This window comes from Brevundimonas sp. KH_025 (genome assembly GCF_057839885.1).
The window spans coordinates 2624445-2649947 of the sequence record NZ_CM174501.1 but is presented as its reverse complement, the minus strand read 5'-3'; the positions used below and the strand labels follow the sequence as shown (position 1 = coordinate 2649947).

Below are 25503 nucleotides of genomic sequence, written 5' to 3'. Positions count from 1 at the left end.
AGCGTCAGCGGAGAGCCGGGACCGCCCAAGACGCCGCCCTTAGCGCTTCCTGCGGTCCCGGATAGCGGCTGCGCCGCTTCCGGGATGACGAAGAGGGGAGGGCGACGCTTGACCTCGCCTCCTCCCTCGCGCACCTCCCTCCCATGACCCAGCCTAGGACCTTGGCCAAGATCTGCGGACTGACGACGCCCGAGACGCTGGATGCGGCGCTTCAAGGCGGCGCGGCCTTTGTCGGGGCGGTGGTGTTTGAAAAAAGCCCCCGCCACATTCCGCCGCTGCACGCCGCGACCCTGTTCGATAGGGCGCGCAAGCGGGCGAAGATCGTGGCGGTTCTGGTCGATCCCGACGACGCTCTGCTGACCGAGGTGGGGCTGATCCTGCGGCCCGACCTGGTCCAACTTCATGGGCATGAGACGCCCGAGCGCGCGGCCGAGGTGCGGCGGCTGACCGGGGCGGGGATCATCAAGGCCCTGCCGATCCGGGGCGAGGCTGACTTCGCGTCGGTGCCGGATTGGGCGGGCGTGGCCGACCACCTGCTGTTCGACGCCAAGCCGCCCGAGGGGTCGGCCCTGCCCGGCGGGGTCGGGGCCTCGTTCGACTGGTCGCTGATGGCCGGGCGGGCGCTGCCGGCAAACTGGTTCCTCGCGGGCGGGCTGGACCCGGTAAATATCACCGAGGCGGTGCGGATTTCTGGGGCGCCTTTGGTCGATGTCTCCTCTGGCGTCGAAAGCGCGCCCGGTGTTAAGGACCCTGACCTGATCAAAGCCTTCCTCAAGGCCGTATCCCGGTCCTGATTTCGTCGCCTTCCCGCGAAAGACTGCCGCTCGTGAACGCAATCCTCCCGAATTCCTACGCCTGGCCTGACGCCGAGGGCCGCTTCGGCCCCTATGGCGGCCGCTTCGTGCCCGAAACCCTGATGCCTCTGATCCATGAGCTTCAGGCGGCCTATGACGCGGCCAAGGCCGACCCGAGTTTCCAGGCCGAGCTGGACGGCTTCCTGACCCATTACGTCGGTCGCGAGAGCCCGCTCTATTTCGCCGAGCGCCTGACCGACCATTTCGGCGGGGCCAAGATCTGGCTGAAGCGCGAGGACCTGAACCACACGGGCGCGCACAAGATCAACAACTGTATGGGCCAGATTCTTCTGGCCCGCCGCATGGGCAAGACGCGGATCATCGCCGAGACCGGCGCCGGTCAGCACGGCGTGGCCTCGGCCACCGTCTGCGCCCGCTTCGGCCTGCCCTGCACCGTCTACATGGGCGCGGTCGACGTCGAGCGTCAGCAGCCCAACGTCTTCCGCATGAAACTGCTGGGGGCCGAGGTCGAGGCCGTCACGGCGGGGGCGGCGACGCTGAAGGACGCCATGAACGAGGCGATGCGTGACTGGGTCACCAACGTCGAGGACACCTATTACATCATCGGCACGGCGGCGGGCCCGGCCCCCTATCCGGCCATGGTGCGCGACTTCCAGTCGGTCATCGGCAAGGAGATCAAGCGTCAGTCGCTGGCCCAGATCGGGCGCCTGCCCGACGCCGTGGTGGCCTGCATTGGCGGCGGCTCCAACGCCATCGGCGCCATGCACCCCTTCATCGAGGACGAGGGCGTGCGCCTGATCGGCGTCGAGGCGGCGGGCCATGGTCTGGATACGCCCGAACATGCCGCCAGCCTGAAGGGCGGCCGCCCCGGCGTGCTGCACGGCAACCGCACCTATCTGTTGCAGGACGCCGACGGCCAGATCCTCGAGGGCCACTCGATCTCGGCCGGTCTCGACTATCCGGGCATCGGGCCGGAGCACGCCTGGCTGAACGACCTGGGGCGCGGCGAATACCTGTCGGCCACCGACGACGAGGCGCTGGAGGCCTTCCAACTGCTGTCGAAACTGGAAGGCATCATTCCGGCGCTGGAGCCTTCGCACGCGCTCGCCCGCATCGGCGAGGTCGCCAAGGACGTGGGCAAGGACGGCGACGTCGTCCTGGTCCTGTCGGGCCGGGGCGACAAGGACATTTTCACCGTGGCCAAACACCTGGGCGTGGAGCTTTGAGCATGAAGACCCTTCTGATCGCGGCCCTGGCCGCCGCTGTGTCGCCGACCCTGACGCTGGCTCAGACGGCGGCGCCGGCTGCTCCGGCCCCCGCCGCTCAGGCTGCGCCGGGGCCGCAAGGCGCGCCCGCCGCCGACACGCCGCTGCTGGGTGTGGCCCAGGCGGCGCCGGACTGCGGCAACCTGCACGGACTGAACGGCCGCGCCTTCTGCGTCACCGCGCCGCTGGCCGGCATCGGCGCCCTGGCCGACAGCTACATCGCCCATTTCGAGAGCCAGGGCTGGCTGCCCGCGGGCGGCGACGACAACCGCGTGGTTCTGATCAAGCGCAAGGACGGCGGCGTCTGCGACGGGCTGCAGATGGTGGCCTTCTACGACACGGCGGGTCCCTCGGCGCCGGAAACGCCCGGCTACCTCGGCTTCGCCACTATTCCGGGCAACGTCTGCGCCGGCCAGACGGCGGCGGCAGGAGCGACGCCCCAGTGACGACCGCTCGCATCGACGCCCGTTTCGCCGCGCTGAAGGCTGAAGGCCGGGCTGGCTTTATCCCTTACGTCATGACCGGCGATCCCAGCCGCGACGAGGCGCTGGAGATTCTGCGCGGCCTGCCCGCCGCCGGGGCCGACCTGATCGAACTGGGTCTGGCCTTCTCGGACCCGATGGCCGAGGGGCCGCCGATCCAGCGCGCCGCCCTGCGCGGGCTGGCGGCGGGGATGACCCTGCGCGGCACGCTCGATCTGGTGGCCGACTTCCGGGCGGGCGACGACGCCACCCCGGTCATCCTGATGGGCTATCTCAACCCGGTCGAGAGCTACGGCTACGAAGCCTTCGCGCGTGACGCGGCCGCTGCGGGCGTGGACGGCCTGATCGTCGTCGACTGCCCGCCGGAAGAAGCCGGGCCGTTGGCCGCCGCTCTGGACGCGCAAGCCGTCTCGCTGATCCGTCTGGCCACGCCGACCTCGGACGACGACCGGCTGAAGGTCATCGCGCGCGGCACCTCGGGCTTTGTCTACTACGTCTCGGTCGCGGGCGTGACGGGCGTGAAGGAGGCGCAGGCCGCCTCCGTCGCCCCCGCCGTCGAACGCGTTCGCAGGGCCGCGAACCTGCCGGTCGCCGTCGGCTTCGGCGTCAAGACGCCCGAACGCGCCGCCGAGATCGCCCGCGTGGCCGATGCGGTGGTGGCCGGGTCGGTCTTCGTCGACGAAGTCGCCGCCGCCCTTGAGGCGAACGAACCCGCCGTCCCCCGCGTTCTGGCCAAGGTGAAGGCTCTGGCCGATGCGGTTCGCACCGCCAGAACTAGTGCTTCCGTCGCGGAAACCGTCTAAAGGCGCGCTCATGGTCGACAAGAATCCTGAGAACAAGCCGCGCGGCGGCTGGCTTTCCCGCTTCGCTCCCGGCGTGCGCAAGATCGTCAGCCGGCGCGACACGCCCGACAATCTGTGGGTCAAGGACCCGGACAGCGGCGAGATGCTGTTCCGCACCGATCTGGAGGCGGCCCTGTGGGTCACGCCGTCGGGCCGCCACATGCGGATCAACGCCCCGACGCGCCTGAAGGCCACCTTCGACGACGGCAAGTTCGAGAGCATCGACACGCCCGACGTGCCGGAAGACCCGCTGAAGTTCTCGGACGGCAAGCCTTATCGCGACCGCCTGAGTGCGGCGCGCAAGGCGGCGGGCCGCAAGGACACGATGGCGATTGGTTTCGGCAAGATCGACGGCGTGGCCGCGGTCGTCATCGTCCAGGACTTCACCTTCATGGGCGGGTCGCTGGGCATGGCGGCGGGCGAGGCCTTTGTCGCCGCAGCCCGTGAAGCCGTGAAGCGCGGCGTGCCCTTCGTCTGCTTCACCGCCGCCGGCGGCGCGCGGATGCAGGAAGGCGCGCTGAGCCTGATGCAGATGGCCCGCACCACCCTGGCCGTGCAGGAAGTGAAGGCGGCGCAGCTGCCCTATATCGTCGTCCTGACCGACCCGACCACGGGGGGCGTCACCGCCTCCTACGCCATGCTGGGCGACGTCCATCTCGCCGAGCCGGGCGCCCTGATCGGCTTCGCCGGTCCGCGCGTGATCGAGACCACCATCCGCGAGAAACTGCCGCCGGGCTTCCAGCGCGCCGAATATCTGCAAGGCAAGGGGATGGTCGACAAGGTCGTGGCGCGCGGCGAGCTGCCGACCGTCCTAGGCCAGGTCATGTCCATGCTGATGGGCGGCAAGCGCAAGGCGGCCTAAAGCCACCGCATGGACCCGATCTCGCAACGCCTTCTGGCCCGTCACCCGCAACGCATCGACCTGTCGCTGGAGCGGATGCGGGCCCTGTGCGCGGCGCTAGGCAACCCGCAGGATCGCCTGCCGCCGGTGGTCCATGTCGCCGGCACCAACGGCAAGGGCTCGACCGTCGCCCTGATCCGCGCCATCGCCGAAGCGGCGGGCCTGCGGGTCCACGCCTACACCTCGCCGCATCTGGTGCGTTTCAACGAGCGCATCCGACTGGCCGGGACGCTGATCAGCGACGAGGCGTTGAACGCCGTGCTGGACCGGGTCGAGGCCGCCATGGCTGAAACGGGGGGCGAGGCCACCGTCTTCGAAAGCACGACCGCCGCCGCCTTCCTGGCCATGAGCGAGACCCCCGCCGACCTAGCGATCATCGAGGTCGGTCTGGGCGGACTGCTGGACGCCACCAACGTCATCGACCGGCCGCTGCTCAGCGTCATCACCCCCGTTGATCTGGACCACGCCGAGTTCCTGGGCGACAAGATCGAGGGCGTCGCCGCCGAGAAGGCGGGCATCCTCAAGGCCGGGGCGCGCGGCGTCATCGCCCGTCAGTCCGAGGCCGTCATGGCGGTGATCGAACGCCGCGCGGCCGAGGTCTGCTCGCCCCTGACCGTCATGGGCGTGGACTTCGACGCCTGGGCCGAGCGCGGCGGACTGGTCTATCAGGATCAGGAGCGCTTCCTCGACCTGCCGGCGCCCGCCCTCAGCGGTCCGCACCAGTTCGACAACGCGGGCGTGGCCGTGGCCGCCGCCCTGGAACTGGACCTGCCCGAAGCCGCCATAGCCGAAGGGCTGAAAGCCGTGCGCTGGCCGGCGCGGATGCAGCGTCTGACCGCCGGTCCCTATGCCGAAAAGGCGCAAGCCGCCGACGCCGAGCTGTGGCTGGACGGCGGGCATAATCCCCACGCCGGGCGGGCCATGGCCCGGACCCTGGCCGAGCGTCAGGCAAGGGCGCCGCGCCCCCTGGCCCTGATCGTCGCCATGCTGGCCAACAAGGACGCGGGCGGCTTCTTCGAGGCGCTGAAGGGCACCGAGGCCCAAGTCTTCACCGTCGGCTTCGACGGCGCCGCCGCCGATCCGACGGCCCTGGCTGCGGTGGCGCAAGGCCGCGGCTTCGGCGCCCTGGCGGCGGGTTCGGTGGACGAGGCGCTTGATCGCGCCCTGGCCCTCGGCGCCGGCCGCGTCGTCATCTGCGGCTCGCTCTATCTGGCCGGCGAAGTCCTGGGCGCCAGCCCCGAGACCTTCCCCGTCTAGGGGGCCGGTCTGAAGCGCGCATGAAAAAGGCGGCGGGCCATTCGGCGCCGCCGCCTGATTTGGTCGTCTGAGGCTTATCAGTCGGCTTTCACGCCGGCTTCGGCCAGCCATTCGACGATCTTGCCCTTGGGCATGGCGCCGACCTTCATCGAGGCCAGTTGGCCGTCCTTGAACAGCATCAGGGTCGGGATGCCTTTGACGCCCATCTTGGACGGGGTCATGGGGCTGTCGTCGATGTTGATCTTGGCGATCGTCACCTGACCGGCCAGTTCGTCGGCGATCTGCTCCAGCGCCGGGCCGATCTGCTTGCAGGGGCCGCACCACTCGGCCCAGAAGTCCACCAGGACGGGGGTCGAGGATTTCAGGACGTCGGCGTCGAAGCTCTCGTCGGTGACTTTGACAGTCGCCATGAATGGCTCTCCTTTAGGGGTGCTATCGCTCGGCCCGCGGGGCCTCGCTGCTTGAGCACCGAATAAGTGGCGCGCCGAGGATCAGTTCAGCGTTCAGAGGCAGATGTGGGAGCGAATCCCGCACAAATCAACGCGCATTTGAAAGAGCCGCGTCCATCAGGCTTTGCGGCACGGCCATCAGCTTCGGTCCGTCGGTCCAGACCAGGGCCGCCTCGACCGCGCGGTCGGGATAGAGGCGACGCAGCACCGCCGTATAGACCGCCATCTGCAGCACATAGGCCGGGTCGGCGTCCTCGACATGATCCGGGGCCGGGCGGTTGGACTTGAAGTCCACCACCAGCACCCGCTCGGGCGTGACCACCAGCCGGTCGATGCGGCCCGAGATCGAGACGCCGGACGGCAGGTCGGGCGAGGAGCCGGTCAGGGCGACCTCGGCGCGGGAGCCCTCGCCGAAGACGGGATTGAACCGCGCGTCGTCCAGCACGGCGAAGGCGGCGGCGATCATCTCGGTCCGCTGCTCGTCCGACAGGTCGCGCTCGCGGGCCAGCATCCGCGTGGCGGCGTCGGGTCGGTCGGGCGAGGCGATGTCCGGCAACCGCTCCAGCAGACGGTGGATCAGGTCCCCGCGCCGGAACCGGCCCAGACCGGCGCCGGGGCCCTCGCCGCGCGCCAGAGGCGAGGGGGCGGGGATGCGCTTCTGCTCCTGCATCTGCGACGGCGAGGCGAAGCGGGCGGCGGCGTCGCGGGCGGGCGTCCGGCGGGTCCAGTCGGGGGCTTCGGGGCGGGCCTCGGCCGCAGCGGCGACGGCGGGCAGGACGTCGAGATCGACGCCGAAGCGGCGGACGTTGCTGTCCAGCGTGCGGACCTCGTCGCCGAGACGGTTGAAGGTCTCTTCGATCACCGACCACCAGTCGCCGGGTTCGGGCGAGCGTTTCGAGCCGCGGCCCATGACGATGACCCGGTCGCGGGCGCGGGTCAGGGCGACGTAGAGCAGGCGCAGGGATTCGTCGCTGACGCGGGCCTCGCGGGCGTCGCGGGCGGCCCTGGACGCGGCGCAGTCCTCCTTCGACGAGCCGGGACACATCAGCCAGGCCTCACCGTCGTCGGTGGCGACCGGCATCAGGGACGGGCCCTGGGCCTTCGCCTTCATCGTGGTGTCGGGCAGGATGACGACGGGCGCCTCCAGACCCTTGGCGCCGTGGACGGTCATGACGCGGACCTCGCCGCGTGGGCCTTCCAGTTCGCGCTTCACCTCGACGTCGGCGGCTTCCAGCAGGGCGAGGCAGGTCTCCAGATCGACCCCGCCCCGGTTCTCGGCGGCCAGCACCTGATTCAGGGTCTCGTCGATGGCTTCCTCGGCCTCGCGGCCTAGGCGCGTCAGGACCCGGGCGCGGCCCGAGACCCCCGTGTCGTCCACCCGGTTCAGCAGGGTCGAGAAGAAGGCGAACGGATCGCCGTCGCGCGCCGCGCGGGCGCTCAGGCACAGCTCCAGCGCGCGGCGCCATTCGGGGCGTTCCTCGGCGCGTTGCTTCAGTTCGCGCCACAGGCCCTGACGCTTCTCGCGCCCGGCCAGATCATAGAGCGAGGCCTCGTCCACGTCGCAGAAGGGGCTGCGCAGCACCTCGGCCAGCGACAGGTCGTCGCCGGGGAAGAGCGCAAACCGGGCCAGGGCGATCAGGTCGTCGAAGACGATGTGGCTGGACAGCTTCAACCGGTCGGCCCCGGCGACGGGGACGCCCGCGCTCTTCAGGGCGCGGATGATCTCCTCGAAGGTGGCGTCGCGACGACGGACCAGAATGAGGAAGTCGCCGTAGCCGCTGGCGCGGGGCTGGCGGGTCGAACGGTCATAGACGACAGCGCCGGTCTCGACCTGTCGTTTGATCTCCTGGGCCAGGGCGGCGGCCATGCGCTTGCGGGCGCCGGCCACGCCTTCCTGATCGACCGGGTCGTCCCAGGCGTCGCGCTCGGGCGGGGCCTCGTCCATGAACAGGGGCCACAGGTCGACGCCGCCGCGCTGGCCGACGCGGGCGGGCAGGTGGCGGGGAATGTCGCCCGCTTCGCCCACCAGGGCGCGGGTCCGCTCGGGATCGGCGAAGGCGTGGTCGACGAAGGCGAGGACGTCCTCGGTCGAGCGATAGGAGGTCTCCAGCGGCACGCCTTCGAAGGCGGCGCCGGAGCCTCGGACCATCGCGTCATAGACCTGGGCTTCCTGCCGCAGCCGCTCGGGCCGGGCGCCCTGGAAGGAGTAGATCGACTGCTTCTCGTCGCCCACGGCGAAGACGGTCCGGTCGGCAGCCTCGCCCGAGAAGAACTCGCCGGTCAGGGCGCGCATGATGGCCCACTGCTCGGGCGCCGTGTCCTGGGCCTCGTCGATCAGGACGTGGTCGATGCCGCCGTCCAGCTTGTACAGGACCCAGGCGGCGGTCGAGCGTTGGGTCAGCAGGTCGACCGTCTTGGCCACCAGGTCGGAGAAGTCCAGCGCCCCGCGCTCGGCCTTGGCGGCCTCGTAGAAGGCGGCGTGGGCCACGGCGAGGGTCAGCAGCTTGATGGTGTCGGCGGCGACCTTGGCGGCGCGCACCACATCCAGCGTCGCCAGATACTTGTCCTGCAGATCGGTCAGCCAGCCGCCGGCGTCGGGCGGGGCCTGCTTGGTCGCCATCGACTTGCGCGGCGAGCCGGTCCCCGTGAGGAAGACGACGCCGAGACCGTGGAAGCTCCACTCGTGGTCCAGGGCGTGGATCAGTTCGGCGGCGCGATCCTTGTCGGTCTTGCCGCCGGTCGCCATCAGCTCGGCCATGCGGCGGACCTCGCCCCGGTCCAGCCAGCGGATGAAGTCGGCCTCGATGTCGTCGGGCGTCTGTTCGGGATCGGCGCCGGTCAGGAGGTGCGGGCCGGGGGCCGAGCCGTCGCCGACGCGGGCGACATAGTCGGTCAGGTCGGCGCGTTTGGCCTCGATCATGGCCAGCAGGCTCTCGAACCGGCCCCAGTCCAGCTCGACGGCGAAATGGCTATAGGCCTGACCCACCGGACCATCGGGGTCCCTCAGCGCGGCGCGGGCCAGCTCCTCGCGCGCGGCATGGCTGAGGGCGATGGCGGCCTCGTTCTCCAGCACGGTGAAGCGCGGCGAGACGCCGGCCTCGATGGGGAAGCGCCGCAGCAGCTTTTCGCAGAAGGCGTGGATGGTCTGGATCTTCAGCCCGCCCGGCGTCTCCAGCGCGCGGGCGAACAGGCGGCGCGCCTCGGACAGGCGGGCCGGGTTGAGGTCAGCGGGATCGCTGGCGTCCAGTTTGGCCAGTTCGGCCGACAGGGCGGCGTCGTCCATGACCGCCCACTTGCCCAGGGTCTCGAACAGGCGGGCCTGCATCTCGGCGGCGGCGGCCTTGGTGTAGGTGACGCACAGGATGGCCGAGGCCCCGGCCCCGCCCAGCAGAAGCCGGGCCACGCGGCTCACCAGGGTGGTGGTCTTGCCCGAGCCGGCGTTGGCAGTGACGAAGACCGACAGGGCGGGATCGGCGGCGCGGATCTGCGGATCGGGGCGCGCGGTCATCTGCGGAGTGGCGATGTTCATTCGCTGTCGCCTTCTTCGCCGCCGACGACGTGCCATTCCCAGACGCGGGCCAGATGGTCGTAGTTGCCGCCGTAATTGCCCATGAACTGCGGCGCAGCCCAGGAGACGTAGGGCGTGTCGGGATGGTCGAAACGGGCGACCCGTTTCTTCAGGCCTTCGAGCGCGGCTTCGCCCAGCGCCGCAGCCTCCGGCCCCGAGGCGCGCACCGCGACCTCGCCCGCCTTCTTGCGTCCGACGACGCGAACGTAAGTCAGTTCGTCGGCAGGGACGGGACCATTGGTGTCCTTGAACCCGCCGTCGGCCAGGATGGCGGCGGTCAGGGTCAGTTGCGGCGCGAAGCCCGCCTTGACCTGCTTGCCCGAGGGCACGCCGCCGGTCTTGAAGTCCATGATGGCGGCGCCGGTCGCGCCGACTTCGATGCGGTCGGCGTAGGCCTTCATGGTGAAGGGGCCTGCGGGGGCGTCGAACGTCATGGTCCCCTGCTGTTCGATCAGCAGGTTGACGCCGCGCGCCCGACGCTCGACCTCGAACCCGGCCAGCCAGCGGGCGCAGTTGCGCGCCAGCGGCGTCTCGCGCGCCATGGCGGCGTCCTCGAAGCCGTGGGCGGTCAGCTCCTCGATCAGCAACTTCTCGATCTCGGTTTCGCAGTCGTCGGGCAGGACGTGGGGCCACATCAGGGTCATGCGCTCGATGGCTTTGTGCACCGCATTGCCGCGCGCCATCGCCTCGGCCGAGGCGCCGGGCCGGTCCATGATGTTCAGGCCCAGCACCCACTGGGCGTAGATGGCGTAGGGGTCGCGGACCCAGCGCTCGATGCGGGTGACATAGAGGCTGCGCGGGCGGCGATCGACCGGCGGGCGCGGCATGGGACGCGGGGCGAAGCGGGCGGCGCCGGGCGGCGGGGCGTCCAGGGCGCGGGTCCAGTCGGCCAGACCCTCGGGCTTGGGAATGGCGACGGGCGTTTTTTCCGCATGGGCGCCGCGCGTCAGCATCTCCAGCCGCCACAGCCAGCGCGAGCGCACGGCGGGCTGGCCGCCGCGCCGCTCGCAATGGATCAGGACGGCCTCGTCGGCGCAGGCGGCCTGGACGAAGTCCTGCGCCGTCTGGCCCAGACGCCGCTCGGGCGTGGGCAGGCCCAGGGTCTTGCGCATCGGCCGCGACAGGAAGGGATCGACGGGGGCGGGCCGGGGCCAGACGCCTTCCTCCAGCCCGGCCAGGATCATGCGGTCGGCGCGGGTCAGGCGGGCCTCGATGGCGCCGAGAATGCGCAGGCGCGGATGGGTGGCGCCGCCGGTGCGCACCGTCTCCTCGCCCAGCAGGCCGGCGGTCAGGGCGGCGAAGTCGGCGCGGCTGACCTCGCCCAGCGACCCGCCGCCGTCGATCAGGGCGGACAGGAGGGAGGCGGCGGCCTCGCCGTCGGGGCCGGCCCAGGCGTTCTGACCGGCCAGGGCCTCGATCAGGGCGGTCAGGGTGCGGGCGGCGGCGTCGGGGGCGGCGGCCCCGGAAGCGTTTGGCGTGAAGATGGACAGGGCGTCGGCGGCTAGGGTCTCCAGCCGGGCGGCCAGGGCGCGGGCGCCGGACAGGCGGGCGGCTTTCCACTCGGGCAGGGGCTGACCGCCGCGTCCCGGCTCGGCGGCTTTGAGCAGGCGCTTTTGCACCTCGGCCCAGTCGCGCGGACGCGGGCCGCGCAGGGCGTGCTCCTCCAGCGCCGAGGCGGCGTCGGGCAGAGACGTGCCGTCGAGGTCGAGCCGGGTCAGCGGATGCTTGATCAGGGCCAGCAGGGTCTGGGGCTTCAGCGGCGTCTCGATGAAGCGGGCGCACAGATCGACCAGAACCCCCGCGCTCATTCGTGACAGGGGGGCGCCGGTCGAGGCGTCGGGGATGATGCCCCAGCGCGCCAGCCGGGCCTCGACCCGACGCGACAGGTCCAGATCGGGTGTGACGAGGGCGCAGGTCTCGCCGGGGCGTTCCAGCGTCTCCCGCATCAGGAGGGCGATGGCCGTGGCGGCTTCTTCCTCGGCGCGGACGGAGAGGGACGACAGGCCCTTCAAGCCCTCGGCGATGGGGTCGGCGGCTTGCCCGGCCTCGGCGGCGTCGGCGCGCAGGCGGGCGATCTCGGCGCGCCAGTCGTCGGTGGCCTCGGCGGGACGGAGGGCTTCGTTGATGAGGCGCTGGCGCGCGAGGCCGCGCGCCTCGATGCGGGGTTCGACGGCGAGCTTGAACCAGGGGCGGGCCTGATCGCGCGAGACCTCGGCGCGGGCCAGCAGGGCCTTCAGCGCCGCCTGCGGATGCTGGTCGTCGATCCGGTCCCAGACGCCGTCGGCCAGAGCGAGGTCGAGGCCGGGCAGGACCACCACGCCCTGCGGCGCCCGGGCCACGGCGGCCAGGACGTCGGCGGCGGCGGGGACGGTGCCGGTCGAGCCGGCGGCGATGACGGGCTGCTGCGGCGGGCGCGCGTCCCAGGCCTCGGCCAGACGGCGCAGCAGGGTGGCGCGGCGCCAGGCCGGGTCGACCAGACCGAGCGCCGCCAGCCGTCTGGGCCAGGCCTCGACGGCGAGGCCGAGGAAGCGGGCGCTGTCCTGCCAGTGGGCGGCCAGATCCTGTTCGGCCAGGGTGGCGATGCGCGACAGGTCGGAGACTTCCTCGAGCTGGCAGGAATCGAGGAAGCCGCCGAGGGCGTCGGCCATCTCCAAGGCGCGCAGGGGCTTCAGGCCCGGCTCGAACTCCTCGGCGATCATCCGCGCCATCTCGAAGCGGCGCGTCAGGGCGGGGATGGCGGGGGGCAGGTCCAGCCCCAGCTCGCCGGGGGCGAAGGGCGGCTCGTCCTCCTCCAGATCACCGAGCGGGCGGACCTGAGGCAGCAGGACAGGGCGGTCGCCGGCCAGTCGGCCGAGCGCCGAGGAGAAGGCGCGGGCGGCGCGGCGGTTGGGCAGCAGGATCGTGGCGTCGGTCAGGGTCTCGGGCGTCTGATCGCCCAGCCAGTCCAGCACGCCCGCCGCGAGGTCTTCGAGGAAGGGCCGCCATGCGGGCACGGCGCGCCAGCGCGGACCGGACCCGGCGAACGGATCGAAACGGCCCCCCGACATGGTCAGGCTTCTGCTTTCAGGCGCGCTTCGGCTTCGTCGCGGGCCTGCGGATCGCCGACGTGCATCCAGTCGCCGTCCAGCACGCAGCCGAACAGGCGGCCCTCGGCGGCGGATTGGCGCCACAGGGGGCTGAGCGAGAAGGGACCGTCGGGGCCGGCGTCGGCGTAGCCGGGCCGGGTGATGTGGACGCCCATGTAGGCGAAGGGGGCGCTTGCCGCCTCGCCCCGGAAGGTGAGCTGGCCGTCGTCGCCGAGGAAGAAGTCGCCGCCGCCCTCGAAGCCGATGGAGCCTTCGCGCCGGGCCAGCAGCAGGGCGGCGTCCATCCGCTCCGGGTCCCACAGGCGGATCAGGTCGGCCAGGGCGTCGCCCCGATCGATCCAGACGCTGTCGATATTGGCCACGAAGACGGGGTCGTCGCCGAGCAGGGGGCGAGCCTTCTTCAGCCCGCCGCCGGTCTCCAGCAGTTGGGCGCGCTCGTCGGAGATGACGACTGCCGGATGTGTGCGGGCGGCCAGATGGCTTTCCAGCCGGTCGGCGAACCAGTGGACGTTGACCACGGCCTTCTCGACGCCCGCATCGGTCAGCCGGTCGAGGACGTGGTCGATCAGGGCGCGGCCGCCGACCTCGACCAGGGCCTTGGGCCGGTCATTAGTCAGCGGGCGCATCCGCGTGCCGAGCCCGGCGGCGAGGACCATGGCGGTCTTTGGAGCGGTCATGCGCGTTCCCCTTTGCCGTCATCCCGGCCGCAGCGGAGCGGAGAGCCGGGACCGCCCAAGACGGCGGCGTTTCCTGCGGTCCCGGATCGGCCTTTCAGGCCGTCCGGGATGACGGGGGAGGGAGAGTTCATCGACGGACATCCTCCGGCACGTGGCGGTCCATCCAGGCGGCGACGGCTTCGAGGCCCGGGGCCTTCAGGTTGGCGTTCAGGTGGGCCCACATACGCGGCATGAAGGCGGCGTATTTCGGCTTGCCGTCGCGGGCGATCAGGCGGGCGAAGACGCCCAGAATCCGCGCCTCGTTCAGCGCCGCCAGACCATTATAGGACGCCATGAAGGCCTCGCGATCGGTCTCGGGCCGCAGGGCGAAATAGTGGTCCAGCGCCAGGGCTTCCAGCTCGGGCGAGACGTCGCGGCGGGCGTCCTGCAAGAGGGAGTGGAGGTCCCACGACGGGTGGGCCTTCACCGCGTCCTGGAAGTCGATCAGGCCGACCGAGGCGGCGCCGGTCTTGCCGTCCAGCCGGATCAGGTTCTCGGCGTGATAGTCGCGGTGGGCCATGACGGTCGCGCCCGCCTCGCCCGCCGCCGTGACCGGGGCCCAGACGTCGCGCCATTCGGCGACGGCGTCGTCATTGAAGCTCAGCGACGGGATCAGTTTCGGCAGCCATTCGACAAAGAGGTCGGCGCCGCCTTGCAGCGCCGTCTGGTCATAGGTCAGCAGGGGCCAGTCGCCCGCAGCGCCCGTCAGGACATCCGGCGTCGGGGCGGCGTGCAGCACGGCCAGGGCCTCGACGGCGGCGCGGTAGAGGGGGGCTTCCTCGGCGCCCTCGTTGATGACCTTGGCGAACAGGGCGTCGCCGAAGTCCTCGATCACGGCCAGGCCGTTGGGGGCGTCGACGGCGACGATCTCGGGCGCGGACAGGCCGAGCGACTTCAGATGGGCGGCGACGGCGGCGAAGGCCTCGATGCGGCCGGCCGACAGGCGGGCGACGGCGTTCCAGCCGTGGGCGTGGCGCTCGGCGGGCGACCACGACGGGTCGCAGGGCTGGCTCTCGGCGGCGGGGGCCTGATCCATCAGCATCAGGGTGGCGCCCGAGGCCGTGGTCAGCCGCTCGTAACGGCGCGTCGAGGCGTCACCGGGCAGGGGCGCGCGGACGGCCTCGGCCAGACCGGCCGAGCGCAGGAAGTCGAGACGGAGGGCTTCGCGGTCAGACATGGAGTTCCTTCAGTTTCGCTTCCCACGCGCCCACGCCAATAGCGGTCGCAAGGCGGCCCGCGCCATCCTCGGCGATGGTCAGGGCCAGTCGGTCGGGGCCGAGCATCCGGCCGGGGTCGACGCCCAGCCGTTCGGGCCATTCGATCAGGGCGCAGCCCTCGTCCAGCGCCTCGTCCAGACCGATCTCGAAGGCTTCTTCCGGGCGGCTGAGGCGATAGAGGTCGAAATGGGCGATCGCCGGATCGCTATCGTAGAACTGGACCAGGGTGAAGGTCGGGCTGGGCACGTCCTCGTCGGGGTGGGTGAGGGCGCGGATCAGGCCGCGCGCCAGGGTCGACTTGCCCATGCCGAGCGGGCCGTAGAGCAGGACGGAGTCTCCGGGTTCCAGCAGGGGGGCGATGGCCTGACCCAGACGGGTGGTGGCGTCGGCGTCGGAAAGCGTGAAGGTCGTCATTCGAACACCGCGTCGGGATCGGCGGCCAGGACGCGCTCGACGAAGGCCTTCAGCGCCTCGGTGGCGCGGGCGGCGTCGATGTCGAGCGCCTCGGGCGCGATGGGCAGGCCGACGCTGAGGTCGAACTCGCGGCCCTGCTTGTTGAGCAGTTCGTGGAAGAGGGTGATGTCGCGCAGTTCCTGCGAGAAGCGGTCGAACAGGTGGAACAGGCGGCTGGACGGGCCGGCGACGTGGATCGGCGTGACCGGGGCGGCGTATTTGCGCGCCAGAGACGCCGCCGTCGTGGCCCATTCGGGATCGGTCAGTCGGCCCTCGGCGTCGACGCGGGCCAGCCGCCCGGCGGGGAACATGACGACGCAGCGTTCGGCCTCGAAGGCTTCCTTGGCCGCCAGCAGGGTGGCGCGGGTCTTCTCGCGGGTGCGCTTGGCCGTGACCCATTCGACCGGGATGACGCTTTCGGCCAGACGCGGCGAGACGCGCAGGGCGTCGGCGTTGGCGAAATAGATGACGTCGTCGCGCACGGTGCGGATGGCGTCGTGCACCGCCAGGCCGTCGGCGATCCCGGTCGGATGGTTGCACACCACCAGGCAGCGGCCCGTGGCGGGCAGGCGGTCCAGATTCAGCGTCTCGGTCTTCAGCGACAACAGGCCGGAGACATGGTCCAGCGCCGCCTGACCGGACAGGGGGCCGATGGCGTCCGCCATGCGTCGGGCCTTGGCGTAGTCCAGCAGGCCGTAGAGAGCGGGGCGGACCAGCGGCCAGGCGGCCGAGCGCGTCAGGCGCGGCGCGCGCTCGGCGATCAGCACGTCGACGATATGACGGGAAGAGGGACTCATGCCCCTGCTTGTCGCTGCTCCGGACGGCGGCGGCAAGCGGCTTGGCGCTCGGGATTCGACGGCCTATCAACAGGCGACGCTGTTTCAGGGATGGGTACGACGATGCAATCACGCTGGATGCTGGCCGCCGCCTTCGGGGCCTTGATGACGGCGGCTTCGCCCGTCTTCGCGCAGACTGTCGCGACCCCCGCCGCCGCTGAGGCGCCCGCCGCGCGCGCCGGGCTCGACGTCAAGGAATTGGCGATGATGGAGCGGGTCGGCGATCCGCGCGTCTCGCCCGACGGCCGTCGCATCCTCTATTCCGTGCGCGCCACCGACTGGGACGGCAACAAGGGCGTCAACGCCCTGTGGTTGGCCGAGGCCGACGGGGCGGCCGCGCCGCGCAAGCTGGCGGTGTCGGAGGGCGGCGTCTCGGGCGCGCGCTGGGCGCCGGACGGCCAGGCCATCTACTTCCTGTCGTCGCGCGGGGGATCGAACCAGGTCTGGCGCGCCGATCGCGAGGGCATGGCGGCCGCGCAGGTGACGACCTTGCCGATCGACGTGTCCGGCTTCCGCATCGCCGAGGACGGCCGTTCGCTGATCCTGGCCGTGTCGGTCTTCACCGATTGTCAGACCCTGCAATGCGTCAAGGACCGTCTGGCCGAGCGCGCCAAGAGCGGCCAGCAGGCCTATGATCGCCTGCCGCTGCGGGTGTTCGACCGCTGGGCTGACGGCCGCCGCACCCACCTGTTCAGCCAGCCGCTGAACGGCTCCGGCCTGGCCGGCGGCGAGGCGCGCGACCTGATGCCTGGGCTGGACGCCGACGTGGCGGCGGGCGACGGCGACTTCACCCTGTCGCGCGACGGCAAGACCCTGATCTATGCGACCCAGACCCAGGGCGCGGGCGAGGCCTTCACCAACAACAGCGACCTGTATCGGGTGTCGCTGGACGGCGGCGCGCCGGTCAATCTGACCGAGGGCAACAAGGGCAGCGACGGCAATCCGGCCTTCTCGCCCGATGGTCGCCGCCTGGCCTGGCTGTCGGCGCCGCGTGAGAACGTCGGCGGGGATCAGGCCGTGGTCATGCTGGCCGACGCCAGCGGCGCCAATGCTCGGCGGCTGACGAACTGGGACCGCGGGCCTTCGGGCCTGACCTGGCGTTCGGACGGCCGGGCGCTTTACGTCACGGCCTCGGACGAGGGGCAGAACCGTCTGTTCGAGATCGACGCCCGTACCGGCGCGGTAAAGGCCCTGACCGGCGACGGCGCGGTCAACGCCTTCGACGAGGCGGCGGGCGTCCTGGCCTACGCCCATGACAGCTTCACCGCCCCGACCCAGGTCTTCGTGTCGAAGAACGGCGCGGAGGCCCGTCAGGCGACCCAGCACAACGCCGAGGTTCTGGCGCGGCTGGACCTGCCGGAAGCCGAGGCCCTGAGCTTCGCCGGCTGGAACAATGAGACGGCGCACGGCTGGGTGTTCAAGCCCGCAGGCTTCGTCGAGGGCCGCAAATATCCGGCCGTCTATCTGATCCACGGCGGGCCCAAGTCGCCCTGGACCGAGAGCTGGTCCTATCGCTGGAACCCGCAGGTCTATACGGCGGCCGGCTATGCGGTGGTCATGGTCAACTTCCATGGCTCGCCGGGCTATGGCCAGGCCTTCACCGACGCCATCAACGACCACTGGGGCGACCGCCCGCTGGAAGACCTGCAGAAGGGCTGGGAGGCGGCGCTTTCGGCCAACGCATGGATCGACGGCGACCGGGCCTGCGCCCTGGGCGCCTCCTACGGCGGCTATATGGTCAACACCATCGCGGGCAAGTGGAACGGGCCGTGGCGCTGCCTGGTCAACCACGCCGGGGTGTTCGACGTGCCGCAACTGATGAACGCCATGGACATCGGCAACTTCATCCATGAGTTCGGCGGCCCCAGCTGGACCCGCAAGGACCTGTACGACGCCTTCAACCCCGAGACCTATGTCGCCGACTGGAAGAAGCCGATGCTGGTGCTGCACGGGTCGAAAGATTTCCGCGTGCCGATGGAGCAGGGACTGGCCACCTTCTCGGCCCTGCAGCGCGAGGGCATCCCCAGCCGCTTCGTCCACGTCCCGGACGAGAACCACTGGGTGCTGAAGCCCCGGACCTGGGTCGACTGGCAGCAGGAGATCCTGGACTGGACCGCGCGCTGGACGGCGGAGGGGCGCAACTAAAGCCGACCTTTGCGGGCGGCGCGCGGCGGTGATAGGCCTTCGGCCAGATCGAAATCCGCTTGAGGAGCGCCCATGCGCCGCCTGTCCCATCTTCTGTCCGGCCTCAGCGCCGTCGCCCTGCTGACGGCCTCGGCCCTGCCCGCCCTGGCCGAGGCGCCCGCTCCGGCGGCGGCCACGGCCCAGGCCACAAGCAACGCCTTCACCTATCAGGACATGATCTCGGCCAACCGGCTGGGCGATCCCCAGGTGTCGCCGGACGGCGAGTGGGTGGTCTATGCGCTGACCCAGACCGACGTGGCCGCCAACCGCCGTTCCAGCGCCCTCTACATCCTGAGCCTGAAGGGCGAGGGCCAGGCGCAGAAGCTGGCCATCTCCGAAGGCGGCGCCAACACCGCCCGCTGGGGCGCCGACGGCAAGCTCTATTTCCTGTCGGGCCGTTCGGGTTCGAGCCAGGTCTGGGTCTCAGCCGACAAGGGCGCAACAGCGACCCAAGTCACCAGCCTGCCGACCGACGTCAACGCCTACCGCGTCAACGGCGCGGGCGACGCGGTGGCCGTGTCGCTGGCCGTCTATCCGGAAGCCGCCGACCTGAACGCCTCGGTCGAGCGCGCCAAGGCCGCCGCCGAAGTGAAATCGACGGGCCAAGTCTATGACCGCATGTTCGTGCGCCACTGGGATACGTGGAGCGACCACACCCAGAACCACCTGTTCGTCCAGACCATCGGCGCTGACGGCAAGGCGGGCGGCGCTCCGGTCTGGGTCACCAAGGGCTTTGACGGCGACACCCCCTCCAAGCCGTTCGGCGACGAGAGCGAGTTCACCTTCGCCCCCGACGGCCGCTCTCTGGTCTTCTCGGCGCGCGAAGCCGGCAAGAGCGAGCCGTGGAGCACGGACTTCGACCTCTACAGCGTGGCCGTCTCGGCGCCGGGCCAACTGACCAATCTGACCGAGTCCAACCCCGCCTGGGACACCGGCCCGGTCTTCTCGCCGGACGGTCAGACCCTGGCCTATCGCGCCATGGCCCGTCCGGGCTTCGAGGCCGACAAGTATTCGATCTTCCTGCGCGACGTCGCCACCGGCCAGACGCGCCAGATCGCCGCCAACTGGGACCGTTCGGCCGACACCCTGCAATGGTCGAAGGACGGCAATACGCTTTACACCACCGCCGGCGACGTCGGTCAGACCCGCCTGTTCGCCATCGACACGCGCAACGGCGCGGTCATGCCCCTGACCGGCGAGGGCCATGTCTCGGCCTTCGGCCAGACGCCGTCGGGCTTCGTCATGGCGGTCGACACCCTGACCTCGCCCAGCGACCTCTATTTCAAGACCTGGCGCGGTCGCGAAATGCCGCGCCGTCTGACCAATGTGAACCCGCAGCTGGCCTCCAAGGCCTTCGGCGAGGCCGAGCAGTTCAGCTTCCCCGGCTGGAACGATGAGACGGTCCACGGCTTCGTCATCAAGCCCGCCAACTACGTCGAAGGCCAGAAGTACCCGGTCGCCTTCCTGATCCACGGCGGGCCGCAGGGTTCGTTCGGCAACGGCTGGTCCTATCGCTGGAACCCCGAGACCTACGCCGGCGCGGGCTATGCGGTGGTGATGATCGATTTCCACGGTTCGACCGGCTACGGCCAGGAATTCACCGACGCCATCAGCCAGCACTGGGGCGACCGCCCGCTGGAAGACCTGCAGAAGGGCTGGGCCGCGGCTCAGGCCAAGTACAGCTTCCTCGACGGCCAGAACGCTTGTGCGCTCGGCGCCTCCTACGGCGGCTATATGATCAACTGGATCGCCGGCAACTGGTCCGACGCGTTCAAATGCCTGGTCAACCACGACGGCGTCTTCGACACCTTCGGCATGGGCTATTCGACCGAGGAGCTGTGGTTCACCGAGTGGGAATACGGCGGCCTGCCGTGGGAGAACCCGGAGGGCTATCAGAAGTTCAACCCGGCCAACCACGTCCAGAACTGGAAGACGCCGATGCTGGTGGTCCAGGGCGACCTCGACTACCGCATCCCGACGGCCCAGGGCCTGTCGACCTTCACCGCCCTGCAACGCCGCGGCATCGACAGCCGTCTGGTCTTCTTCCCCAACGAGAACCACTGGGTGCTGAAGCCGGCCAACAGCCTGCAATGGCACAACGAGGTCTTCGGCTGGCTGGACAAGTATCTGGCCAAGTAGGGCCGGGTCTCTGACCAAGAAGAAGGGCGCGGCCAGCGATGGCCGCGCCCTTTGTCGTTCTGGAATAGGGGTTTAGTGCGCGGCGTAGGCCTGGGTCAGCTGGACGTAGCGGCCATGCTCGCGCTCGGTCATGCAGCGCGGCGTGGTCCAGCCCTGGCCGGCGGCCTTGGCCTCGACGGCCTCGCGCGCGGTCAGGAAGACCGGTTCGGCGCCGTACTGACGAGAGAAGGCGCTGCGGGTGGCGGCGTCAGTCTCGCAGATCAGCACCACGCGCTGCGGCTGGGCGGTCGAGACGCGCGTCGGCTGCGGCCTCTGGCTCTGCGGACTCTGCTCGGGGCTCTGAGCCAGGGCGGGGGCGGCTCCGGCGAGCAGCAGGGCCGAGACGGCGACGGCGATCAGGCGCATGCGATATCCTCCCTTGGCCGGAATTCGCTCCGGACTCAGAGCGAATTATGCGCTCAATTTTCAGAATGTAAATATTATGCGACAAATCGATGAGTGAAGTGTGACGTTTGCCGGCGGGTGGCGGCCGGGGATTGAGCGGAAGCAGCGCTTCGTGCCTAAAAAGACGAGTTTCCCCGGTCGTCGGAGCGCCATGACCCGCAGAGGCCTGTTCGTCTCCCTGCTCGGCGGCCTGCTGGCCGCGCCGTTCGGCGGCGCGGCGGCGGCCGGGCGCGCGAAGGGCGGCCTGCGCTATGGCGAGGATCCGCGTCAGACGATCGAGATCCATGCGCCGCGCTGCGCCCTGGGTCTGCCGGTGCTGGTCATGTTCGGCGGCGAGCGGCCCGAGGCGCGCCGGGCCGCGCGGGGACTGGCGAGGCGCGGCTTCGTCGTGGCCCTGGCGGGGCTGCGGACGATGCGGCCCTCGAGCGCGGTCTTCATGGCCGACGCCGCCGCCGCGACCGCCTGGGTCGCAGAACAAGCTGAGGCGTTCGGCGGCGACGCGACGCGGCTGGGCGTCCTGGGTCTGGGCGCGAGCGCGGACGCGGCGTTGATGATCGCTCTGGATCGGCGTTACTTGGCGGCGGTCGGGCGGGACGGCCTGATCCGGGCGGCGGCGGCGCTGGATCGGACCTCCGCCGCGCCGGGGCCTGATCCGACCCTGACGCGGCCGGAAGCCTATGTCCGCGCCGACGCCGCGCCGCTCTGGCTGGGCGGTCGACGCGCGGCCGAGACAGCGCTGGCGGCGCGGATCGAGGCGGTCGGCGGGCGGGCGCGGAGCGTCGTCCGGCCGGACAGCGCCGGTCTGCTGGACGAGGCGGCGGCCTTCTTTCGCCGCGAACTGGCCTAGTCGGCGGTCTCGGCCCGGGTCTTCAGATTGGCCAGTTGCGTCGACAGGACGCCGTCGACCGGGCGGGCCCAGGCTTCCAAGCCGCCCGGCGTATAGCCGCCGACGATATAGGACCAGGTCAGGACGGCGCCTTCGCCCTCGGCCTTGAGGTCGAAGGTCAGCCCGCCGCTCGCGCCCTGACCCTGCAGGGGGCCGAGCCCGCCGCGCAGCACCAGTTTCGATCCCGGCTCGACCAGGGCCGTTTCCAGGTGGCGCGAGACGCGGCCGTCCGCCGCCTGTTCGCACCAGCAGCCGCCGGGGGCCAGGTCGAGCGACAGGCTCGAGCCCTTGAACCAGCGGTGGTCGCGGCTCCACCAGGCGTCGGGCGCGCTCAGCACGGCCCAGACGCGGGCGGGCGGGGCGGCGATGGCGACCGATCCGCCGACCTCGAAACCGCCCGGCGTCGCGGACTTCACCTCGGCCAAGGCGGGTGCGGCGACGAAGGCCAGCAGGGCGGCGGCGGCCGAAATCAGGCGTCTGAGCATGGGTGTCCTCCTGAGCGACAGCGGAACCCTGTCCGGTGCCTTGGGTCAACAGTCGTGTCCTTGTGTTTCCCCCGTCTCGCCATGGTCACGGTTTTCCGCTAGAGGAAGTCATGACAGACAAGATGACCCCCCAGGCGGCGCTGGACCGCCTCGAAACCCTCTACAATCAATCCGTCGCCAATCTGCGCAGTGCAGTGAAGCGCTTTATCGAGACCGGCGAGCGCGCCGATCCCGAGGCGCGGGCCGCCGGCCTGTTCGCCTATCCCCGACTGACCGTCAGCTGGTTCGGCGACCGTCCCCAGGATCTGGAGACGCGGGCCTTCGCCCGCCTGTCGCGCACCGGCGTCTATACGACCACCGTCACCCGCCCCGACCTGTACCGCGCCTATCTGCTGGAACAGCTGACCCTGCTGGCGACCGAATACGGCGCCACGATCACGGTCGAACCGTCGGATCAGGAGATTCCCTTCCCCTATGTGCTGGACGGCTCGGGCGTGGCGCTGGACAGCACCATGACGGCGGCCATCGCCCGCTGGTTCCCGACCACGGAGCTGGCCCATATCGGCGACGAGATCTCGGACGGCCTGTTCGCGCCGGGCGAGGAGTTCCCGCTGGCCCAGTTCGACGGCCTGCGCACCGACTTCTCGCTGGCCCGCCTGCGTCACTACACCGGCACCCCGGTCGAGGACGTGCAGTCCTACGTCCTGTTCACCAACTATCACCGCTACGTCGATGAGTTCGTGCGCTGGGCCTGCGCCCAGCTGGCCGATCCGGACAGCCCTTACGAGACCCTGTCCTGCGCCGGCGGCGTGATCATCGACCGCGCCACGCCGAACCCCGAGACGGCCATTATGGACGCGGCCTGGCGCCGGCATCAGATGCCCGCCTACCACCTGACCGCGCCGGGCGGGACGGGCATCACCCTGGTCAACATCGGGGTCGGGCCGTCGAACGCCAAGACCATCTGCGACCACCTGGCCGTCACCCGGCCGCACGCCTGGATGATGATCGGTCACTGCGGCGGCCTGCGCGCCAGCCAGACCATCGGCGACTATGTCCTGGCCCACGCCTATCTGCGCGACGATCACGTCCTGGACGCGGTGCTGCCGTCGGATATCCCGATCCCGTCGATCGCCGAGGTCCAGCGCGCCCTCTATGACGCGACCAAGCTGGTGTCCGGCGCGCCGGGCGAAGAGGTCAAGAAGCGGCTGCGCACCGGCACCGTCGTCACCACCGACGACCGCAACTGGGAGCTGCGCTATTCCAAGTCGGCCCTGCGCTTCAACCAGAGCCGCGCCGTCGCCATCGACATGGAATCGGCCACCATCGCGGCCCAGGGCTATCGCTTCCGCGTGCCCTACGGGACCCTGCTGTGCGTTTCGGACAAGCCGCTGCACGGCGAGATCAAGCTGCCGGGGCAGGCCAACCGCTTCTACGAAGGCTCGATCTCGGAGCACCTCCAGATCGGCATCCAGGCGGTCGACCTGCTGCGGGCCGAGGGCGCCAAGCTGCACTCGCGCAAGCTGCGGGCCTTCGACGAGCCGCCATTCCGCTAAGAAGAAGGGCGCTAACGCGCGCGACGCGGTCGCGCGCTGCTTGAGCGCAAGTACAGCGGCCTATTGATGAAGGGGCGCTCGGGGATTTCTCCGGGCGCCTTTTCATTCAGCCCTTCCCGAACAGGTAGAGGCCGAAGCCGAGGTAGGGGGCGCCGAAGTCGAGCATCATCTTGATGCGGTGCGCCGTGACGGCGACGCTTGGCGCGTCGGCGTGGTCGGGGTGGGCGTCCAGCCAGTCGGCGATGGCTGTCTCCATGCCCGTGCGATAGGTCGCCCATTCGGCCTCGTCGCTGATCTCGGCCGAGACGACCGCCAACCTCGCCTCGCGCGCGGCCGCTTGCAAGGCGTCATGGCCGACGTAGTAGCCGCCGGTCTCGACCAGTTGGCGCAAGGGCGCGGGCGGTTCGTCCTTCCAGAACAGATCGCCCCACAGCAGGGCGCCGCCCGGCGTCAGATGCTCGGCCAGGGCGGCGAAGACGGCGGCGGGGTCGCGCAGACCCTTGCCCGCCGGCGCGGTCGTGCCGATGGCGACGATCAGGTCGAAGGCGGGCAGGGCCGCCAGCGCCGCCGCCGAGGTCTCGCGCCGCACCGTGATCCGGTCCGGCAAGCCCGCCGCCTGGATGCGCGCGTGGGCGCCCTCGGCCATGACCGGGTCCAGTTCGACGGCCGTGACCCGCGCGTCGAAGGCGCGGGCCAGATGGATCGAGACCTCGCCATAGGCGCAGCCGATGTCCATGACCGGGGCGTCCGGCTGCAGCCCGGCGCGCTTCACGGTCGCCTCCAGCCGCGCCATCGACAGGGCGTTGCAGACGGCCAAGGGTTGATAGGCGATGTGGTGAAAGGCGACGCGCATGGCCAAGGCCTAGATTGCGTCGTGCGCTTCGTCTCAGAAAAAGAACTTTACAACACAAAGTTCTTGATGCACCTTCTGATCAACAGGCAGGGAGAAACCTCATGACCCGCGACCAAGTTCAGTCCGTCCACGACGACATCGCCTATATGAAGGCCCTGGCCCAGGAGGGGCGGCAGGCCCCGCTGCTGGGCGGCTCGATCCTGATCGCCGCCGGTCTGGTGTTCGGCCTGGCCTCCATCGTCGCCTATGGCATCGACAGCGGAATCCTCAATGTGCCGCCGGTCGCCTATGCGGTCTTGTGGGGCGGGGCGATGCTGGTCTTCCTCGTCATCCTCGCTTGGCAGATCCGCCGGACCGATCGCAAGCCCGGCGCTCTGTCGGCCGCCAATCGCGCCGCGGGGGCCGGCTGGATGGGGGTCGGCCTTGGTATCTTCGTCATGTCGCTGTCGATGGCGGTGATTAGTTGGAAGGTGCAGACCGAGATTCCGTTCCTGATCTTTCCCTCGCTGATCTTCGCCCTCTACGGTGCGGGCTGGGCCGTGTCGGCGACCATGAGCGACCAGAAATGGCAGTGGAAGCTGGCGATCGCCTGCTGGATTGCGGCGCCGCTGATCGCCTTCCTGACCGGCAGTCCGCTGATGTGGCTGGGCTATGCGGCGGGACTGTTCCTGTTCGCCCTGCTGCCCGGCGTCCTGCTGGTGCGTCAGGAACCGTCGGAGGTGATCTGATGACGACCGAAGCGGCTCCGGGTTCGGCCGAAACCTTCGACATCGGTCGGATCGACGAGGTCATCCACGGCCGGGTGCGGCTGGGGGTCATGGCCTATCTGTCGGGCGTCGGGACCGCCGACTTCAACGAACTGAAGGCCCGGTTGCAGACCACCGACGGCAATCTGTCGGTGCACTTGCGAAAGCTGGAGGAGGCGGGGTTCGTCGACGTCTCCAAAACCTTCCAGGGCCGCAAGCCCCTCACCCGAGCGACCATGACCGAGGCCGGACGCGACGCCTTCGTCGCCTATCTGGACGCCATGTCCGGTCTGGTCGGCGCTCGCTAGCCTCCCCGTTAGCGT

Annotated in this window: 22 protein-coding genes; 12 read left to right on the top strand and 10 right to left on the bottom strand. The window is 70.4% G+C overall.

Annotated elements, in window-relative coordinates; genetic code table 11:
* Window positions 1-143 precede the first annotated feature (143 nt).
* From AC3IS2_RS13170 to AC3IS2_RS13145, 6 genes are read left to right on the top strand one after another with little or no spacing between them, the layout of a single operon-like run.
* Window positions 144-794 (top strand): phosphoribosylanthranilate isomerase, encoded by a 651-nt coding sequence (locus tag AC3IS2_RS13170; RefSeq protein WP_489198232.1) that lies wholly within the window; start codon window positions 144-146, stop codon window positions 792-794.
* Between the two features lie 32 nt (window positions 795-826).
* A complete protein-coding gene (trpB, locus tag AC3IS2_RS13165) occupies window positions 827-2041 on the top strand; it encodes a tryptophan synthase subunit beta (RefSeq protein WP_489198231.1) in 1215 nt (404 codons plus the stop codon).
* Window positions 2042-2043: 2 nt separating this feature from the next.
* The gene (locus tag AC3IS2_RS13160) at window positions 2044-2526 is read left to right on the top strand and encodes a hypothetical protein (protein WP_489198230.1); all 483 of its coding nucleotides are present in this window, start codon (window positions 2044-2046) and stop codon (window positions 2524-2526) included.
* A complete protein-coding gene (trpA, locus tag AC3IS2_RS13155) occupies window positions 2523-3365 on the top strand; it encodes a tryptophan synthase subunit alpha (RefSeq protein WP_489198229.1) in 843 nt (280 codons plus the stop codon). The genes AC3IS2_RS13160 and trpA overlap by 4 nt, the downstream gene beginning before the upstream one ends.
* Before the next feature lie 10 nt (window positions 3366-3375).
* Window positions 3376-4266 carry an acetyl-CoA carboxylase carboxyltransferase subunit beta gene (locus tag AC3IS2_RS13150; protein WP_489198228.1) on the top strand — a complete coding sequence of 297 codons (891 nt, stop codon included), beginning with the start codon at window positions 3376-3378 and terminating at the stop codon, window positions 4264-4266.
* A 9-nt stretch (window positions 4267-4275) separates the two neighbouring features.
* Window positions 4276-5562, top strand: coding sequence for a bifunctional folylpolyglutamate synthase/dihydrofolate synthase (locus tag AC3IS2_RS13145; RefSeq protein WP_489198227.1), 1287 nt, complete (start codon window positions 4276-4278; stop codon window positions 5560-5562).
* 77 nt (window positions 5563-5639) lie between these two features.
* Here the strand turns inward: AC3IS2_RS13145 and trxA are convergent, their stop codons facing one another.
* The 7 genes from trxA to AC3IS2_RS13110 all read right to left on the bottom strand — a co-directional run bounded on the left by trxA (window position 5640) and on the right by AC3IS2_RS13110 (window position 15848).
* Window positions 5640-5972 carry a thioredoxin gene (gene trxA / locus AC3IS2_RS13140; RefSeq protein WP_296173687.1) on the bottom strand — a complete coding sequence of 111 codons (333 nt, stop codon included), beginning with the start codon at window positions 5970-5972 and terminating at the stop codon, window positions 5640-5642.
* A 127-nt stretch (window positions 5973-6099) separates the two neighbouring features.
* Window positions 6100-9540 (bottom strand): double-strand break repair helicase AddA, encoded by a 3441-nt coding sequence (gene addA / locus AC3IS2_RS13135; RefSeq protein ID WP_489198226.1) that lies wholly within the window; start codon window positions 9538-9540, stop codon window positions 6100-6102.
* Window positions 9537-12626: a double-strand break repair protein AddB gene (gene addB / locus AC3IS2_RS13130; RefSeq protein WP_489198225.1), complete on the bottom strand. Its 3090-nt coding sequence runs from the start codon at window positions 12624-12626 to the stop codon at window positions 9537-9539. Before addB ends, addA begins: the two co-directional genes overlap by 4 nt.
* A gap of 2 nt (window positions 12627-12628) precedes the next feature.
* Window positions 12629-13342: an N-acetylmuramate alpha-1-phosphate uridylyltransferase MurU gene (murU, locus tag AC3IS2_RS13125; protein WP_489198224.1), complete on the bottom strand. Its 714-nt coding sequence runs from the start codon at window positions 13340-13342 to the stop codon at window positions 12629-12631.
* Between the two features lie 127 nt (window positions 13343-13469).
* The gene (gene amgK, locus AC3IS2_RS13120; protein ID WP_489198223.1) at window positions 13470-14558 is read right to left on the bottom strand and encodes an N-acetylmuramate/N-acetylglucosamine kinase AmgK; all 1089 of its coding nucleotides are present in this window, start codon (window positions 14556-14558) and stop codon (window positions 13470-13472) included.
* Window positions 14551-15012, bottom strand: coding sequence for a tRNA (adenosine(37)-N6)-threonylcarbamoyltransferase complex ATPase subunit type 1 TsaE (gene tsaE / locus AC3IS2_RS13115; protein ID WP_489198222.1), 462 nt, complete (start codon window positions 15010-15012; stop codon window positions 14551-14553). Before tsaE ends, amgK begins: the two co-directional genes overlap by 8 nt.
* Entirely contained in the window at window positions 15009-15848 is an 840-nt protein-coding gene (locus AC3IS2_RS13110) for a GNAT family N-acetyltransferase (protein ID WP_489198221.1), read from the bottom strand. The genes tsaE and AC3IS2_RS13110 overlap by 4 nt, the downstream gene beginning before the upstream one ends.
* A 102-nt stretch (window positions 15849-15950) precedes the next feature.
* On the opposite strand from AC3IS2_RS13110, the gene AC3IS2_RS13105 reads away from it, so the two are divergent.
* Both AC3IS2_RS13105 and AC3IS2_RS13100 read left to right on the top strand, forming a co-directional pair.
* Complete coding sequence (locus tag AC3IS2_RS13105) at window positions 15951-18032, top strand: dipeptidyl-peptidase 5 (protein ID WP_489198220.1); 2082 nt, start codon at window positions 15951-15953, stop codon at window positions 18030-18032.
* A gap of 72 nt (window positions 18033-18104) precedes the next feature.
* A complete protein-coding gene (locus AC3IS2_RS13100) occupies window positions 18105-20210 on the top strand; it encodes a dipeptidyl-peptidase 5 (protein ID WP_489198219.1) in 2106 nt (701 codons plus the stop codon).
* A 72-nt stretch (window positions 20211-20282) separates the two neighbouring features.
* On the opposite strand, the gene AC3IS2_RS13095 is transcribed toward AC3IS2_RS13100, so the two are convergent.
* Window positions 20283-20615: a hypothetical protein gene (locus tag AC3IS2_RS13095; protein ID WP_489198218.1), complete on the bottom strand. Its 333-nt coding sequence runs from the start codon at window positions 20613-20615 to the stop codon at window positions 20283-20285.
* Between the two features lie 190 nt (window positions 20616-20805).
* On the opposite strand from AC3IS2_RS13095, the gene AC3IS2_RS13090 reads away from it, so the two are divergent.
* Window positions 20806-21501, top strand: coding sequence for an alpha/beta hydrolase (locus AC3IS2_RS13090; protein ID WP_489198217.1), 696 nt, complete (start codon window positions 20806-20808; stop codon window positions 21499-21501).
* Here the strand turns inward: AC3IS2_RS13090 and AC3IS2_RS13085 are convergent.
* Window positions 21498-22025: an SRPBCC family protein gene (locus tag AC3IS2_RS13085; RefSeq protein ID WP_489198216.1), complete on the bottom strand. Its 528-nt coding sequence runs from the start codon at window positions 22023-22025 to the stop codon at window positions 21498-21500. The genes AC3IS2_RS13090 and AC3IS2_RS13085 overlap by 4 nt on opposite strands.
* 110 nt (window positions 22026-22135) lie before the next feature.
* Between AC3IS2_RS13085 and AC3IS2_RS13080 the strand changes: the two genes are divergently transcribed.
* Entirely contained in the window at window positions 22136-23581 is a 1446-nt protein-coding gene (locus AC3IS2_RS13080) for an AMP nucleosidase (RefSeq protein WP_489198215.1), read from the top strand.
* A gap of 106 nt (window positions 23582-23687) precedes the next feature.
* On the opposite strand, the gene AC3IS2_RS13075 is transcribed toward AC3IS2_RS13080, so the two are convergent.
* Window positions 23688-24434, bottom strand: coding sequence for an SAM-dependent methyltransferase (locus tag AC3IS2_RS13075; RefSeq protein ID WP_489198214.1), 747 nt, complete (start codon window positions 24432-24434; stop codon window positions 23688-23690).
* 101 nt (window positions 24435-24535) lie between these two features.
* Between AC3IS2_RS13075 and AC3IS2_RS13070 the strand changes: the two genes are divergently transcribed.
* Together AC3IS2_RS13070 and AC3IS2_RS13065 are read left to right on the top strand one after the other, a co-directional pair.
* Window positions 24536-25162, top strand: coding sequence for a hypothetical protein (locus AC3IS2_RS13070; protein ID WP_489198213.1), 627 nt, complete (start codon window positions 24536-24538; stop codon window positions 25160-25162).
* Window positions 25162-25488 carry a winged helix-turn-helix domain-containing protein gene (locus AC3IS2_RS13065; RefSeq protein WP_489198212.1) on the top strand — a complete coding sequence of 109 codons (327 nt, stop codon included), beginning with the start codon at window positions 25162-25164 and terminating at the stop codon, window positions 25486-25488. The genes AC3IS2_RS13070 and AC3IS2_RS13065 overlap by 1 nt, the downstream gene beginning before the upstream one ends.
* The last annotated feature ends 15 nt before the right edge of the window (window positions 25489-25503 follow it).

Coding starts and splice junctions, on each gene's coding strand:
- AC3IS2_RS13170 (WP_489198232.1), top strand. CDS start 144: ATGACCCAGCCTAGGACCTTGGCCAAGATCTGCGGACTGACGACGCCC.
- AC3IS2_RS13160 (WP_489198230.1), top strand. CDS start 2,044: ATGAAGACCCTTCTGATCGCGGCCCTGGCCGCCGCTGTGTCGCCGACC.
- AC3IS2_RS13150 (WP_489198228.1), top strand. CDS start 3,376: ATGGTCGACAAGAATCCTGAGAACAAGCCGCGCGGCGGCTGGCTTTCC.
- AC3IS2_RS13145 (WP_489198227.1), top strand. CDS start 4,276: ATGGACCCGATCTCGCAACGCCTTCTGGCCCGTCACCCGCAACGCATC.
- trxA (WP_296173687.1), bottom strand. CDS start 5,972: ATGGCGACTGTCAAAGTCACCGACGAGAGCTTCGACGCCGACGTCCTG.
- addA (WP_489198226.1), bottom strand. CDS start 9,540: ATGAACATCGCCACTCCGCAGATGACCGCGCGCCCCGATCCGCAGATC.
- addB (WP_489198225.1), bottom strand. CDS start 12,626: ATGTCGGGGGGCCGTTTCGATCCGTTCGCCGGGTCCGGTCCGCGCTGG.
- murU (WP_489198224.1), bottom strand. CDS start 13,342: ATGACCGCTCCAAAGACCGCCATGGTCCTCGCCGCCGGGCTCGGCACG.
- amgK (WP_489198223.1), bottom strand. CDS start 14,558: ATGTCTGACCGCGAAGCCCTCCGTCTCGACTTCCTGCGCTCGGCCGGT.
- tsaE (WP_489198222.1), bottom strand. CDS start 15,012: ATGACGACCTTCACGCTTTCCGACGCCGACGCCACCACCCGTCTGGGT.
- AC3IS2_RS13110 (WP_489198221.1), bottom strand. CDS start 15,848: ATGAGTCCCTCTTCCCGTCATATCGTCGACGTGCTGATCGCCGAGCGC.
- AC3IS2_RS13105 (WP_489198220.1), top strand. CDS start 15,951: ATGCAATCACGCTGGATGCTGGCCGCCGCCTTCGGGGCCTTGATGACG.
- AC3IS2_RS13100 (WP_489198219.1), top strand. CDS start 18,105: ATGCGCCGCCTGTCCCATCTTCTGTCCGGCCTCAGCGCCGTCGCCCTG.
- AC3IS2_RS13095 (WP_489198218.1), bottom strand. CDS start 20,615: ATGCGCCTGATCGCCGTCGCCGTCTCGGCCCTGCTGCTCGCCGGAGCC.
- AC3IS2_RS13090 (WP_489198217.1), top strand. CDS start 20,806: ATGACCCGCAGAGGCCTGTTCGTCTCCCTGCTCGGCGGCCTGCTGGCC.
- AC3IS2_RS13085 (WP_489198216.1), bottom strand. CDS start 22,025: ATGCTCAGACGCCTGATTTCGGCCGCCGCCGCCCTGCTGGCCTTCGTC.
- AC3IS2_RS13080 (WP_489198215.1), top strand. CDS start 22,136: ATGACAGACAAGATGACCCCCCAGGCGGCGCTGGACCGCCTCGAAACC.
- AC3IS2_RS13075 (WP_489198214.1), bottom strand. CDS start 24,434: ATGCGCGTCGCCTTTCACCACATCGCCTATCAACCCTTGGCCGTCTGC.
- AC3IS2_RS13070 (WP_489198213.1), top strand. CDS start 24,536: ATGACCCGCGACCAAGTTCAGTCCGTCCACGACGACATCGCCTATATG.
- AC3IS2_RS13065 (WP_489198212.1), top strand. CDS start 25,162: ATGACGACCGAAGCGGCTCCGGGTTCGGCCGAAACCTTCGACATCGGT.